This is a genomic window from Desulfococcus sp. (assembly GCF_050178255.1).
GTDB lineage: Bacteria > Desulfobacterota > Desulfobacteria > Desulfobacterales > Desulfococcaceae > Desulfococcus > Desulfococcus multivorans.
Genome location: NZ_JBFXGG010000037.1, coordinates 1 through 13236, shown reverse-complemented (window position 1 = coordinate 13236; position 13236 = coordinate 1). Strand labels below are relative to the sequence as shown.

The following is a 13236-nucleotide window of genomic DNA, read 5'->3' as shown; positions in this document are numbered from 1 at the left end:
TGACACAGATTACAGCGCTGGTGTACTCGTACAACAGCAATACAATGCGGATAGCACCTCGATGCTGATTTTTTTTTTTGCAAGAGCGTCAAGATAGCGGTTGTGAAGGGATAGACATCCTGTAAAGGGCGTCGCTTTTATGCCCCTTCAGCCTTCAGTCTTCAGTCTTCAGCCTATAGCATCAATAAAAGGAGAAAAATCTATGAAAACGATGAGAAACGCCTTTGTGGGGATGGGCATGGCCGTTTGGATCGCCGTTGCCGCAATGATACCTGCCGCCGCCGCGGCTGAATTCACGCCGCTGGATATTTCCGTAAGAATGGGCTTCGATGCGGATTCGACCCTGGAGTATTTTCATCTTTACGAAATCAACGGCAGGGTGGGTCTTCCACCTCATCTGGAATGGGGCGGGGGGTGGTCTCTCAAGTCTGCGCTTGTCATTGCCGGGAGCCTGCTGCACGCTGCCGGAGACGACGGGCTCATGGTGGGCGTCGGTCCGCAACTCGAATTGGAATTTCCATGGCGTCCGCTGACGGCCTTTGGATCCGTCCGGCCGAGCGCCCTCAGTGATCATCGATATGGGCAGGCCGATCTCGGGGGCTGGTTCGCTTTCTCATCCGACCTCGGTCTCAGGATCAACCTGAGCGAGTCCCTCATGATCGGATATGCATGGCAGCACATCTCCAATGCAAACATTTACGACAGCAACCCGGGTGTGGATTTCCACGTTATGGAGCTTTCCCTGAAATTCTGACGTCGCGGTGTCTCCCGGACGGCCGGATCAGCACATGCCCGCCGTCCGGGGCGTCGCTCATTCGCCCCCATCCTCGTCCGGCGCGACGGGGGCCTCGGTCTGACGTCTGCGCAGTTCACGGTAGACCGACACAAGACGCCATATCAGGCCGAGAAGGATGGCGGCGCTGATCAGAATCATGAGATTCGAGCCGAAAAAGGTCAGCACAAAGGAAAAGGGGTCCTTCAGGCTGTAGGATTGAATCAAGATCGACACCCCGAAGGCCAGGAAGAAACATCCCGCCAGGATCAACAGCACCTGTTTGATTACCCATAACATCGATGCTACCCGCCGTATAACCAGTGAAACAAGCCGGTGATCACGAACCGTATCCCCAGCATCACCAGTATCAGCACGAGAATCACCACGGGCATTTTCCTGAAAAATGCCTTCCAGTCCTTTCGGGTAACCGGCGATTTCAGCATTGTCCGCGCCTTTCCTTGAGTCGCTTTAAAAGACTGAAGGCTCAAGACTGAAGACTGAAGGGGCATAAAAGCGACGATCGTCACAGGCGCACCCCTTCAGTCTTCAGCCTAAAGAGAGACTGCATGTTACGATAGAATAATTGCGATCCCCCTCTTGTGTCAAGGGTCGGAACGTGCTATTGAGATGAGTCTCTTTAGCGTGCGATTTTCCAACCGTAACATTTCGAAAGGAGAACCATATGACCGAACGCGCATTTCAAGACTACTATCCCGATGACGTGAGCCACTGCTACGGATGCGGACGCCTGAACGAGAAGGGGCACCAGATCAAGAGTTACTGGGATGGGGAGGAAACCGTCACCCATTATACGCCTGAACCTTATCATACCGCCATACCCGGCTATGTTTACGGGGGTCTCATCGCGTCCCTGATCGACTGCCATTCCACCGGTACGGCCGCCGCAGCCGCATATAGGGCCGAGGGACGCGGAATGGACACCGAACCGGCGCTGCGGTTCGTGACGGCCTCTCTTCACGTAGATTTTCTCGCACCGACCCCGATAGACGGACCTCTGGAAATCCGCGGAAAAATCAAGGAGATCAAGGGGAAAAAAGTCATCATCGAATCGACGCTGTCAGCCGGTGGAAAGGTTTGCGCCCGGGGGGAAGTCGTCGCGGTAAAAATGCCCGATGCCATGAAACCCAAAGCGTGAATCCGGCAAAAATCGGGAGTTGACATCGCCCGCTGACGCGGGCGATAGTAAATTCATGCGACGACTTGTCATGCCCTCCCTGATCCTTGCCGTCACGGCGCTCCTCCTGATATCAGGCGGATGCGCAACTCATCCGCCCAGGCACACCAGGAACCTCTGCGACATCTTCCGGGAACGGCCCGAATGGTACGATGACGCCGCCGCCGCCGGCGAGCGCTGGGGAATTCCCATTCCCGTAATCATGGCCATCATCGACCGGGAATCCGGGTTCCGGGCCGATGCAAAACCCCCGCGAACCACATGCCTGTTCATCTTCCCGGGGCCTCGACCGTCCTCGGCCTACGGATACCCGCAGGCTCTCGACGCCACATGGAACGAATACCAATCCCAGGCCGGGAGTCGTTTCGCGGATCGGGACGATTTTGGCGACGCCGTCGATTTTGTCGGGTGGTACTGCCGTCTCAGCCGTATCCGCTGCGGCATTTCCAACAGTGATGCCTACCACCTTTATATCGCTTATCACGAAGGGCACGCGGGCTACAATCGGGGATCCTGGCGGAAAAAACCGGGGCTGAAGCGGATTGCGGGGTCCGTTCGACGCCGAAGCCTGCAATATCGTCAACAGCTCTCATCATGCGAAGGCGAATTCAAACGCCGGAGCGGCTGCTGCCTCTGGCCGTTCTGACGAGTAGTTGAAGGCTGAAGGCTAAAGACTGAAGGCTGAAGGGGTGCGTCTTTGACGAATGGAGCCTTTATGCCCTTTATCATCTTCAGCGTCTTTCCGCTCACCATAAGGAAAGCTGAAAAGACTGAAGGGTGCATTTTTGATGAACGGGGCGTTTATGCCCCTTCAGCCTATTCAGTCTTCAGCCTGATTGATGCAAAAAATGCTTGATTCGATGATCCCAACGCCCTAAAAGAAGTCACCTTGAATGTTTCATTCGACACGGAATGGAGAATCCGTCAGATGAAGATCGCCGTCATTATTCCATCGAGGTTCGGCTCGAGCCGGTTCGAGGGCAAGCCCCTGGCCCTGATTCTGGGTAAACCCATGATTCAGCGGGTCTACGAGGCCGCCCTTGGGGCAAAAAACGTCACGGACGTGGTGGTTGCCACGGACGATCAGCGGATCGCGGAAGCGGTAAGCGGCTTCGGCGGCCGAGCCGTCATGACCTCGGGGGAGAACCGTTCGGGGACGGACCGGGTCGCGGAGGCGGCCGCCCGGATGGCGCTCGCCATGGACGACATCGTCATCAATGTCCAGGGGGATCAGCCGCTGTTGGATCCCAGGTGCCTGAAGCACGTCACGGCCCCGTTTTTTTCGGATGGCGAGGCGGGCATGACGACCCTGGCCTATAAAATCGTCGATCCCCGGGAGATCACCAATCCCAAGGATGTCAAGGTCACCTTCGACGTCCGCGGATATGCGCTTTATTTCTCCAGATCGCCCATACCCTTTGGCCGCGATTCCGGAATCCCTTTCGACACCTACAAACATCTGGGCGTCTATGCCTATACCCGGGGCTTTCTGGAAATGTTTCGAAAACTTCCCGAGGGTCGCCTGGAGGCCATTGAAAAGCTGGAACAGTTGCGCGCCCTGGAATACGGCCACAAGATCAGGATTGTGGTCACGCCCTATGATTCGCCCGAGGTCGATCTCCCGGAAGATATCCCGAGGATAGAAGCGCTGATGGGATGAGCGCGGGAGCATGCCCCCTCTGGTTCGCGATTCAGCCGTCATGTCGGGGGGGACTTCAGATCCTTGCCCGGCTTGGTTCAGGTGCCGCCGGGATCTGCCGGAGACGGTTCAGTCGATGTTCTGCTCGATGAACGCTCCGGGCTTGGGCGTTCCCAAAGGGGTCCGGCTCCGGGCCAGCGCCGCGACACGGCTTTCCAGGTTTTTGATCTGCGACTGCAGCAGGGATAGGGTCCGATCCTTGGCATCGAGGCTTCGGGTCAAGCCTTTCACCTCGGCCCGATAATTCTTTTCCATGTTCTGAACGGCCCGATTGAGCTCCTTCTGATCGATGGTCCCCGAGAGCACATCGACCAGGTCCTTCTTCAACTGCCGGTAGTCCTTTGACAGACCCCCCAGTTCCGCCTTGGCGCTTTCGACGGTTTCCCGGAGTTCGGCCCGATCCCGGGTGCGGTCCTCCTCGATGGCGGAGAGTACGCCCTGAATCCTCTGGAGATCCGACTTCACCGGTTCGATGTCGCCCTCCAGGGCTGCGAGGCGCGCATCGCGTGTGGCCAGGTCCGTCTTTTTCAGATCCTCGAATGCTTTTTCCAGCGCCGCTACCCGGTCGGCATTGGCCTTGTCGGCGTCGATCCGCTGTAAACGGACCTCCGCCCGTCCCAGCTTCTCGTCGATGCCATTCAGTCTTTCTTCAACTTTTCCGAGGGTCTCCGACATCTTTTCGAAGGCCAGAAACGCTTCGTTCATGGGGGTTTCCCTCTCGATCATCCGCTGGTTCAGGCTCTCCTGCCTTCGGGCCGTTTCGGCAACCTGCTCTTCCAGGCGTCCGGAGGCGGCCTCGAGTTCGGAAAGCTCCGCCATCAGCGCCTGAACCGTCTGGGTGTCGTCGTTTCGTATTTTCGCGGCACGTTTTTCCAGGAGCCCGTACCCCAGCACCACCATGAGCGCGACGAGCACGGGCATCAGGAGGCTTGTAATCGTCAGGCGTCGGCTCAACTTCGCGACGCGGGGATCCTCGTTGCCTCGACGGCCGGGCTTGGGGGGCACGTATTCTTTATAGGGGTCCGTCCCCTCATCGTCGGAGCCGAGCCTGAAGCCGGATGACGATGATTTCTGATTCATAGTCCGTTATTCCCATTCAATGGTTGCGGGCGGCTTGGAGCTGATGTCGTAAACAACCCGGTTGACGCCTTTCACTTCGTTGATGATGCGGTTGGAAATCGTCCCCAGAAGATCATGGGGCAACCTGGCCCAGTCGGCGGTCATGGCGTCCCTGCTGGTGACGGCCCGGACGGCCAGGATGTTCTCATAGGTCCGCTGATCCCCCATGACCCCGACGCTCTTGATGGGCAGCAATACCGCGAAGGATTGCCAGAGTTTGCGGTAATACCCGCTCTTTCGAATCTCCTCCAGCAGAACGGCATCGGCCTCTCTGAGAACATCGAGACGCTCTCTCGTGATCTCCCCCAGGACCCGAATGGCGAGTCCGGGACCTGGAAAGGGTTGTCGCCAGACCAGCTCCTCATCCAGGCCGAGGGCTTCACCCAGCTGGCGGACCTCGTCCTTGAAAAGGAACTTGAGGGGCTCCACCAGCTTGAGCTGCATCTTCTCGGGCAGTCCGCCGACGTTGTGATGGGATTTGATCACGGCGGTGGGCCCGCCAAAGGGCGAAACCGACTCGATGATGTCGGGATAGAGGGTGCCCTGTGCCAGAAATTCGACATCCGTGATCTTTCGGGCCTCGGCCTCGAAGACATCCATGAAGATCCTGCCGATGATCTTTCGCTTCCGCTCCGGATCCGCCACGCCGGAAAGGGCGTCGAGAAACAGATCGCTTGCCTCGACGAAGCGGATGTTCATTTTGAGGTGTTGCCGAAGCGATATCTTCAGCTTTTCCATCTCGTTTTTTCGAAGCAGGCCGTTGTCGACGAAGATGCAGGTGAGGTTCGATCCAATGGCCCGGTGAATCAACAGCCCGGTGACGGAGGAGTCGACGCCGCCGCTCAGCCCCAGGATCACCTTTTTGTCGCCGACCTGCTCACGGATGGCCGCGACGGCCTCCTCGGCAAACGATGTCATGGTCCATTCCGGTTTGCATCCGCAGATGTCAAACAGGAAATTTTCGAGAATCCGCTTCCCTTTGGGGGTGTGCTCCACCTCGGGGTGAAATTGGAGCCCGAACAGCCGCTTCCCGGGATGGGCCACGGCCGCGATTTTCGTGTTCCGGGTGGACCCGATGATCTCGAATCCCGGCGGCAGGGTTTCGGCTGCGTCTCCGTGGCTCATCCAGCACGGCATGGTTCGCTCCGATATCCCCTTGAAAAGTCCCTCGGATTGCCCGGCGGTGAACTCGGCAAATCCGTATTCCCGTTTTCCCGCGCCCCGCACCTTTCCCCCCAGGACATCGATCATGAACTGCATGCCGTAACAGATGCCGAGCACGGGAATGCCCAGTTCAAAGATCCCCGGATCCGTCCTGGGACTGTTCTCGGCGTAGATGCTCGACGGTCCGCCTGAAAGGATGATGCCCTCCGGACGAAGCGCCTCGATCTCGTCCAGGGTAAGGGTGGGCGCCGTGATCTGGCAATATACCCGGCTCTCCCGAACCCTCCTGGCGATGAGCTGATTGTATTGCGAACCGAAATCGATGATGATAATCATGTCCTGTGGCTCCTGAGATTGGTGGGGGTATCGGGGCCTGACCGGTCAACCCCATTGAATCACGTCGTTTCCGCATGAAACGGTTTGCGGAAACAAGCCGAATATGGTAAACACCGCCCTAAAAGTCAACTTAAATCGTAACCCGACCGGCCGTCGTCCGCCGGCGCTGAAGGCCTGACGACGGCGGTGCCCGACAGCCGACGTCGGGCGCGGAAACACTGACCGTCAACCCTTATTGTATCCCGAACCTTTTTTTGCCGTTACGCGATGATTGCCGTCGAATGATTGTCCAGATTTACGAGATTCAGACACCCGAGGAGACGGAAACGCTGGTTTCCATGGGCGTCGATCACATCGGGAGCGTATTGACGAGTGAATCCGGATGGCGGGATGCCGGCGTCAAAGCGGCTGTCGATGCCTCCCGCGGACGCGCCCGCCACAGCATCATCCCGCTTTTCAACACCCCGGAAACCGTGTTCCGGGTCCTCGACCATTATCAGCCGGAGTATGTCCATTTCTGCGATGCCCTGTCCGACGGGCCAGGGATCTTACCGGAATGCCGTAATATGATCCTTCTGCAGGAGCAGATTCGACGGCGCTATCCGACCGTCGGCATCATCCGGGCGATTCCCGTCGGGCCTTCGGGAAGGGGAGGGGCGGTGCCCAGCCTCGCGCTGGCGGAGATGTTCGCGCCGATCAGCGATATCTTCCTGACGGACACCCTGGTTCTCGCGCCTTCGGGTTCACAGGATCGTCAGCCCGTAAAGGGATTTGTCGGCATCACGGGCCGGACTTGCGACTGGTGCGTCGCAAAGGCGCTGGCGGCATGGAGCCCGATTCCCGTCATTCTGGCCGGAGGCCTTTCGCCCGAGAACGTGCATGAGGCCGTCCTTGCCGTTCGACCCGCGGGAGTCGACTCCTGCACCGGCACCAATGCCCTGGATGCCAAAGGCCGCCCCATCCGTTTCCGAAAAGACATGGCGCGTGTGCGACGGTTTATCGACGAAGCCCGCAGGGCCGCCGCGCCCGATCCCATATCCTGAGTTTTTTTCACCTTAACAGTTTTCACCTTAACAATCCACATGCTTCAGGAGGAAAGACCCAACATGTATGAAAGCAGCGACCTGAGAAAAGGTCTTAAAATCGAAATCGACGGTGATCCTTATATCATAACGCAATTTTCGTTTGTCAAGCCCGGCAAGGGACAGGCGCTTTACAAGTGCAAGCTCAAGAACATGGTCACCGGGAATCAATTCGAGCGAACCTACCGTTCGGGGGACAAATTCAACGAGGCCAATCTGGAAGAGCAGGAGATGGAATATCTGTATCACGACGGTACCACCTATTGTTTCATGAACACCTCCAATTATGAGCAGGTACTGATGACCGAGGACCAGGTCGGCGACAGCAAGAATTTCCTCAAGGACAACACGGTCTGTAACGTCCTCCTCTTCGAGGGGAAACCCATCGGCCTGACCCTGCCAAACTTTGTGGACCTTCGGGTGATCGAGGCCGAGCCCTGGGCCAAGGGGGACACCGCTGCCGGCAGCACCAAGCCCGCCACCCTGGAAACCGGGTACGTGCTTCAGGTGCCGCCGTTCATCAATGAAGGCGAAATGCTGCGCATCGATACCCGGACCGGGGAATATGTCGAGCGCGTGAAAGAATAGCCTGCCGCGGGTGGGCGCCGTTCTGCCGGTTGTGGGTGCTACAACTGCTTCACCCGTATCATGTTGGTGGTGCCCGCGGCCCAGACGGGATGTCCGGTGGTGATGACCACCAGGTCGCCCGGTTGGACGTTTCCGGTCCCGATAGCCGAGATCGCAGCCTTCTCGATGCGCTCGTCGGTGTTCCGGGTTTCCTCGACGTAGCTGGGTATGCATCCCCAGAAGAGGGCGAGTCGACGGATCGTTCCGGGTTCGGGCGATAGGGCGATAAGCCGACATCCGGGCCTGAAACGGGAAATCTGCATGGCCGTGAACCCCGATCTCGTGGTGGCCACTATGGCGGCGGCATCCAGATGGTTGGCCAGAACACACGAGGCATGGGCCACGGATTCGGACACGTCTTTGTGCGGCATCATGCCAAGGAAGCGCCGATGCGGGAAATTGCTTTCGGCACTGACCACGATGCGCGCCATGAATCGCACCGCCTCCACCGGGAAGTCCCCGCTGGCCGATTCCTCCGAAAGCATGATGGCGTCGGCGCCGTCCAGAACGGCATTGGCGACGTCGGTGGCCTCGGCCCGGGTCGGTCTCGGCGCCTTGACCATGGATCGCAGCATCTGCGTGGCGATGATCACCGGCTTGCCTTTGGCATTGGCTGCGGAGACCAGTCGTTTCTGGATGCCCGGAACGTTCTCCAAAGGAATCTCGACGCCCAGATCCCCCCGGGCCACCATGATCCCGTCGCACGCAGCCATGATCTCGTCCATGTTGGCGATGGCTTCGTGTTTTTCGATCTTGGCGATAACCGGGGTGTCCTTTCCCGCGGCGGCGATAATCTCTTTCAACTCCCGGATATCCCGGGCCTGTCTGACAAACGACAAGGCGACGTAGTCCACGTCGTTTTCCAGGCCGAAGGCCAGATCCTCACGATCCTTGTCGGTCAGGGCTTTCACCTTGACGCTGCCGGTGGGCAGATTGACGCCCTTGTGGGAGGTGAGGACGCCGCCTGTGATCACCTCGCATCGGATTTCGTCGGCAAGTGTCTCTTTGACGGTCAACTCCATCATGCCGTCGGCGAGAAGGATGACGTCGCCCGCTCGAACCTCCCGGTGCAGATCCGGATAGGAAACCGATACCCGTTCCTGGGTACCCGCCACATTCCGACTGGTTAAATACAGGGTCTGGCCGGGCTCGATGCGGATCCCCGGCTCGGGGATGTCGCCGACCCGGATCTTGGGACCGCAGAGGTCCTGAAGAATGGCCACCGGTTTTTTCAGGGTATCGGACAAACCCCGAACGGTCTCGATCATGCGGCGGTGTTCTTCATGGGTGCCGTGGGAGAAATTGAGGCGGGCCACGCTCATGCCGCTGTCGATGAGCTCTCGAAGCACTTGAGGGGAGCTGCTGGCAGGGCCGATGGTACAGATGATTTTGGTTTTGGGAATCATGCTGTTCTCCTTGATTGATTGAGGCTGAAGACGACCTGACCGTCATCGGCCCCGGCAGATTCGGATGATGACCGATTCCAGAAGCCGCCTGGGGGACCCCCCGGACGTTTTAAGATTTATGTCGGTCTCTTGCAGATTCTTCAGGATCTCGATCAGTTCGGCGAGGGTGAAGCGTTCGGCATTTTTGAGCAACAAGTAGACGGGATAGGGACTGCGGCCTTTGGGGGCCATGAGCAGATCGGTCCTGGGTTTGGCCGCGCCTCGCCGGGGCTTCTTGGAAACATCCGGGCCGTCGGCGTCCGTTTCACGGGTTTCGTCCCACTCGGACAAGGCTGTCAGAAGGGCCTCGTCGTATGCCGTCACTGCGGGCATGACGGACCGCTGAAAATCGGTGTAACTGATGCCCCTTTTCCATGTCGATCCCCCCGGGCTCGTCATGAACCCCAATGCCAGGACCATCCGCCGCACGGCGTTGACCATGGCCGCCAGGATTTGCAGCGGCACCAACCCTTCTTCCAGAAGGGCGTCCAGGTAGAATAGGGCGTTTTCGACATTCCGTTCAGAAAGGGCGCCGGTCAATTCGTACACCGGATCCCGGCGTGTCCGTCTGAGAACCGCCGCCACATCCGGCGCCGTGATGATCGGTGCGTCCCCGGTAAAGCGGATCAGTTTTTCCATGCCCGTCGTCAAACCGCGAAGATCGAAGCCGATCATCTCCAGCATCATCCGCCAGGCGGCAGGCGCCATCTGTTTCCGGCTTTCCGAAAGGATGGATCGGGCGTGATCGGCCAGCAGGGCCTCTCGAGCCGCGACATCCTTTCGTCCGGACCCCATGGGTACCGAACAGTTCACGACCACGCCTTTTTCCAGGATGGTCTTGTAGAGCCCGCGACGTCTGTCGACGAGATCTGTCGTGATGAGCAGATAATTGCCGGTTGGGAACCCCCCTTCCACCGCCTGCTGCAGGTCGGCGGATCGATCCGTATCGGCAGGGGAAGAAAGCCCCTTTTCAAGGCACCAGGCCGACAACGTCGCAACCCATGCGCCGTCCCCCCAGATATCCGGGTCCATTCGGCCACCCTTGGCGTCGGACGCCAGAAGCCCTGCGTCCGCGGGCGAAAGACCCACGAGCCCCAGGGCGGCCAGAAAATGCCGGGCAGCCTTTGGGACCTGTTCGTCATCCATGGCCTCCCGGGCTTTCCGGAACAATTTCTGATGGTCTTCCCGTGAATAGAAGATCCGGGAATCCATGAGCGCAATGACACGCGCGACGGAGAAGAGTGAAAAGGTGCTGACCCGCTCGACGGCGAGCCCGATGTCGTCGTTATCGACGATATCGTAAGATACGGACCTCTCGGGGCCGGGAAGCAGGCGGTTTACCAACCCGTCGGCCGCGTCCTTGCAAAGGGCCTCCTCCCCGTGAATCAGCCAGATCCGGGCAAGCTTGTCCGTCGGGGTTTCGCCGAGGTACTGCGTGAAACGGTTGTACGGTATCTCAGGCATGGGTATGGGGCCCTTTCGGTGCTATTCCGGCATCCGGTTGAACACCAGGTGGACAACAAAAATACTCACACCGATGGTAATGGCGCTGTCCGCCGCGTTGAATGCCGGCCAGTGGGCGTTGCCGATGTGGAAATCAAGAAAATCGACGACCCTGCCGAATCGGAATCGATCGATAAGATTGCCGACCGCACCCCCGAAGATCAGAGCCAATCCGGCAGCCAGCCATGGATGGGTTTTGGGCGTCTTGTGATGGAAGTAGAGGACGATCGCTGCCGCGACCGAGGACAGAATCAAAAAAACGCCCTTTCGAATCCAGGGTGCCTGGTCGGCCAGGAGTCCGAAGGCTCCGCCGGGGTTCTGTATGTGGGTAATGCTGAAAAGATTCGGTATCACCGGTATAGAATCGAACAGCGGTATGGCGTTCAGAATATAGGCCTTGGTGACCTGGTCGATGACGATGACGGCACCACTGATCAGAACCAGTCGAAGATATTTGCGATTGTCGATGGGAATCCGCTCCTTTAGGGCCGCCGGGACCGTCCATGGCTTGCGGCGGCAGAAAAAAGGGGGGGACGACAACAGCGTCCTCCCCCGACATTCCGTTACAGGGCATCGATCTGGGATTTGCAGCGGCTGCAGATGGTCGGCGCGTCGGCGATGGTACCCACCGTGAGGTCGTGCACCCAGCAGCGTTCACATTTTTCACCGGGAGCCGTCGATACGTCGATGGCGAGCCCATCGATCTCCTTGCTGAGAAAACCCGCTTCGAAGGGCGCCTTGGCGAGTTCAATTTGTGAAACGATGAAGTAGGTGTGCAGGTCGGCCTCATGGGCCTGCAGGACCGCCAGGAGATCGCCCGAGGCCCCGATGGTGACCCTGGCGTCCAGGGGGTGGCCGATCTCTTTTTTGGCCCGCGATGCCTCGAGGGCCTTGGTGACCTCCCCCCGGACCATGATCAACTGCCGCCATTGCCGCGCCAGGGCGTCGTTTTTCCAGGCCGGATCGGCATCGGGCATGGCGTGCAGGTGAACGCTTTCGGGCCGCCCCGTCACATCCGGCATATGGGCCCAGACCTCTTCGGCGGTGAAGGGCAGGATAGGCGCCATCAACCGTACCACCGCATCCAGAATCCGGTACATGGCCGTCTGGGCACTCCGCCGTTCGATCGAATCGGGGGGCGACGTATAGAGCCGGTCTTTGAGGATGTCGAGATAAAAGGATGACAGATCGACCGTGCAGTAGTTGTGAAGCGCATGATAAATGACATGAAACTCGTAGGCATCATAGGCCTTTCGTCCTTTTTCCACCAGAGCGCCAAGGGTGTGCAGTGCGTATTTGTCGATGTCGAGCATCATGTCATAAGTTACGGCATTTTGGGTCGGCATAAAATCAGACAGGTTTCCCAACATGAATCGACAGGTGTTTCGAATCCGCCGGTAGGCGTCGCTCAACTGTTTGAGGATCGTCTCGGAGATGCGAACGTCGTCACGGTAGTCGGAAGCGGAAACCCAGAGCCTCAGGATTTCGGCGCCGTATCTGTCGATCACCGCTTTGGGCGCCACCACATTGCCGACGGATTTGGACATCTTGCGTCCCTGCTCGTCCACGACAAAACCATGGGTCAGGACAGCTTTGTAAGGCGCCGCCTGTCGGTTCCCAACAGCCGTCAAAAGAGAGCTGTGAAACCATCCCCGATGCTGGTCGCTGCCTTCCAGGTAAAGGTCCGCCGGCCAGGATAGATAGTCGCGGGCCTCCAGAACCGCGGCATGGCTGACGCCCGAGTCGAACCAGACATCCAGGATATCGGTCTCCTTGGTGAAGGTGCGGCCGCCGCATTTGCCGCAGACCGTCCCCGGCGGCACCAGGTCGGAAGCATCCCTTTCCAGCCACACATCGGCCCCGTGCTCCCGGAAAAGATTGTAGACATGCGCGACGATCTCCTCGCTCACGATCACCTCACCGCACGCTTCACAGAAAAAGACGGTTATCGGCACCCCCCAGGCGCGTTGCCGCGAAACACACCAGTCCGGCCGGTTCTGGATCATGCCGTAGATGCGCTCCCGCCCCCAGCTGGGTATCCATTGGACCCGGTCGATCTCCGCCAGGGAACGGTCCCTGAGCGCCGTCTTGTCCATGGAGATGAACCACTGGGGCGTCGCCCGGAAGATGACCGGCTGCTTGCAGCGCCAGCAGTGCGGATATGAGTGCCTGATGCGCTCTTCGGCCAGCAGCGCCCCGTTCTCCTGCAGCTTCCTGATGATCTCGGGGTTGGCCTTGAAGACGAACTGTCCCGCGAACAACCCCACCTCTTCGGTGAAGCACCCCCGATC

The 13236-nt window shown here is 58.8% G+C and carries 15 protein-coding genes; 7 read left to right on the top strand and 8 right to left on the bottom strand.

What is annotated here, in order from left to right; translation table 11 throughout:
- The first annotated feature begins 202 nt into the window (after positions 1-202).
- The gene (locus AB7S84_RS09145) at positions 203-754 is read left to right on the top strand and encodes an acyloxyacyl hydrolase (RefSeq protein ID WP_020875040.1); all 552 of its coding nucleotides are present in this window, start codon (positions 203-205) and stop codon (positions 752-754) included.
- Positions 755-811: 57 nt separating this feature from the next.
- Here the strand turns inward: AB7S84_RS09145 and AB7S84_RS09140 are convergent, their stop codons facing one another.
- Both AB7S84_RS09140 and AB7S84_RS09135 read right to left on the bottom strand, forming a co-directional pair.
- Complete coding sequence (locus AB7S84_RS09140) at positions 812-1072, bottom strand: hypothetical protein (protein ID WP_428154025.1); 261 nt, start codon at positions 1070-1072, stop codon at positions 812-814.
- A gap of 5 nt (positions 1073-1077) precedes the next feature.
- Positions 1078-1218: a hypothetical protein gene (locus AB7S84_RS09135; RefSeq protein WP_428154023.1), complete on the bottom strand. Its 141-nt coding sequence runs from the start codon at positions 1216-1218 to the stop codon at positions 1078-1080.
- A gap of 239 nt (positions 1219-1457) precedes the next feature.
- Here AB7S84_RS09135 and AB7S84_RS09130 point away from each other — a divergent pair, with 239 nt between their 5' ends.
- From AB7S84_RS09130 to kdsB, 4 genes are all read left to right on the top strand, one after another.
- Complete coding sequence (locus tag AB7S84_RS09130) at positions 1458-1931, top strand: hotdog domain-containing protein (protein ID WP_020875043.1); 474 nt, start codon at positions 1458-1460, stop codon at positions 1929-1931.
- A gap of 55 nt (positions 1932-1986) precedes the next feature.
- Positions 1987-2616, top strand: a complete 630-nt coding sequence (locus tag AB7S84_RS09125) for a hypothetical protein (RefSeq protein WP_144016422.1) — start codon at positions 1987-1989, stop codon at positions 2614-2616.
- A gap of 69 nt (positions 2617-2685) precedes the next feature.
- Entirely contained in the window at positions 2686-2826 is a 141-nt protein-coding gene (locus AB7S84_RS09120; protein WP_428154020.1) for a hypothetical protein, read from the top strand.
- A gap of 72 nt (positions 2827-2898) precedes the next feature.
- Positions 2899-3630 carry a 3-deoxy-manno-octulosonate cytidylyltransferase gene (kdsB, locus tag AB7S84_RS09115; RefSeq protein ID WP_428154050.1) on the top strand — a complete coding sequence of 244 codons (732 nt, stop codon included), beginning with the start codon at positions 2899-2901 and terminating at the stop codon, positions 3628-3630.
- Between the two features lie 108 nt (positions 3631-3738).
- Here kdsB and AB7S84_RS09110 read toward each other — a convergent pair whose 3' ends face one another.
- Complete coding sequence (locus AB7S84_RS09110; RefSeq protein ID WP_428154018.1) at positions 3739-4749, bottom strand: hypothetical protein; 1011 nt, start codon at positions 4747-4749, stop codon at positions 3739-3741.
- A gap of 6 nt (positions 4750-4755) precedes the next feature.
- A complete protein-coding gene (gene guaA / locus AB7S84_RS09105) occupies positions 4756-6288 on the bottom strand; it encodes a glutamine-hydrolyzing GMP synthase (RefSeq protein WP_428154016.1) in 1533 nt (510 codons plus the stop codon).
- Between the two features lie 281 nt (positions 6289-6569).
- Here guaA and AB7S84_RS09100 point away from each other — a divergent pair, with 281 nt between their 5' ends.
- Together AB7S84_RS09100 and efp are read left to right on the top strand one after the other, a co-directional pair.
- Positions 6570-7331, top strand: a complete 762-nt coding sequence (locus AB7S84_RS09100) for a phosphoribosylanthranilate isomerase (RefSeq protein WP_428154014.1) — start codon at positions 6570-6572, stop codon at positions 7329-7331.
- Positions 7332-7394: 63 nt separating this feature from the next.
- Positions 7395-7958: an elongation factor P gene (gene efp, locus AB7S84_RS09095; RefSeq protein ID WP_020875049.1), complete on the top strand. Its 564-nt coding sequence runs from the start codon at positions 7395-7397 to the stop codon at positions 7956-7958.
- Positions 7959-7996: 38 nt separating this feature from the next.
- Here efp and pyk read toward each other — a convergent pair whose 3' ends face one another.
- From pyk to AB7S84_RS09075, 4 genes are all read right to left on the bottom strand, one after another.
- Positions 7997-9403 carry a pyruvate kinase gene (pyk, locus tag AB7S84_RS09090; protein WP_020875050.1) on the bottom strand — a complete coding sequence of 469 codons (1407 nt, stop codon included), beginning with the start codon at positions 9401-9403 and terminating at the stop codon, positions 7997-7999.
- Between the two features lie 42 nt (positions 9404-9445).
- Positions 9446-10906, bottom strand: coding sequence for a DNA polymerase III subunit delta (locus AB7S84_RS09085; protein ID WP_428154011.1), 1461 nt, complete (start codon positions 10904-10906; stop codon positions 9446-9448).
- Between the two features lie 21 nt (positions 10907-10927).
- Positions 10928-11485: a signal peptidase II gene (gene lspA, locus AB7S84_RS09080; RefSeq protein WP_428154009.1), complete on the bottom strand. Its 558-nt coding sequence runs from the start codon at positions 11483-11485 to the stop codon at positions 10928-10930.
- 23 nt (positions 11486-11508) lie between these two features.
- The coding region (locus AB7S84_RS09075) for an isoleucine--tRNA ligase (protein WP_428154007.1) at positions 11509-13236 on the bottom strand (1728 nt) is incomplete at its 5' end.

Excerpts from the sequence above, each read along its gene's own strand:
- AB7S84_RS09130 (WP_020875043.1), top strand. The coding sequence starts at position 1,458 with ATGACCGAACGCGCATTTCAAGACTACTATCCCGATGACGTGAGCCAC.
- AB7S84_RS09100 (WP_428154014.1), top strand. The coding sequence starts at position 6,570 with ATGATTGTCCAGATTTACGAGATTCAGACACCCGAGGAGACGGAAACG.
- kdsB (WP_428154050.1), top strand. The coding sequence starts at position 2,899 with ATGAAGATCGCCGTCATTATTCCATCGAGGTTCGGCTCGAGCCGGTTC.
- AB7S84_RS09125 (WP_144016422.1), top strand. The coding sequence starts at position 1,987 with ATGCGACGACTTGTCATGCCCTCCCTGATCCTTGCCGTCACGGCGCTC.
- AB7S84_RS09135 (WP_428154023.1), bottom strand. The coding sequence starts at position 1,218 with ATGCTGAAATCGCCGGTTACCCGAAAGGACTGGAAGGCATTTTTCAGG.
- AB7S84_RS09145 (WP_020875040.1), top strand. The coding sequence starts at position 203 with ATGAAAACGATGAGAAACGCCTTTGTGGGGATGGGCATGGCCGTTTGG.
- AB7S84_RS09140 (WP_428154025.1), bottom strand. The coding sequence starts at position 1,072 with ATGTTATGGGTAATCAAACAGGTGCTGTTGATCCTGGCGGGATGTTTC.
- efp (WP_020875049.1), top strand. The coding sequence starts at position 7,395 with ATGTATGAAAGCAGCGACCTGAGAAAAGGTCTTAAAATCGAAATCGAC.
- AB7S84_RS09110 (WP_428154018.1), bottom strand. The coding sequence starts at position 4,749 with ATGAATCAGAAATCATCGTCATCCGGCTTCAGGCTCGGCTCCGACGAT.
- AB7S84_RS09085 (WP_428154011.1), bottom strand. The coding sequence starts at position 10,906 with ATGCCTGAGATACCGTACAACCGTTTCACGCAGTACCTCGGCGAAACC.
- guaA (WP_428154016.1), bottom strand. The coding sequence starts at position 6,288 with ATGATTATCATCATCGATTTCGGTTCGCAATACAATCAGCTCATCGCC.
- AB7S84_RS09120 (WP_428154020.1), top strand. The coding sequence starts at position 2,686 with ATGCCCTTTATCATCTTCAGCGTCTTTCCGCTCACCATAAGGAAAGCT.
- pyk (WP_020875050.1), bottom strand. The coding sequence starts at position 9,403 with ATGATTCCCAAAACCAAAATCATCTGTACCATCGGCCCTGCCAGCAGC.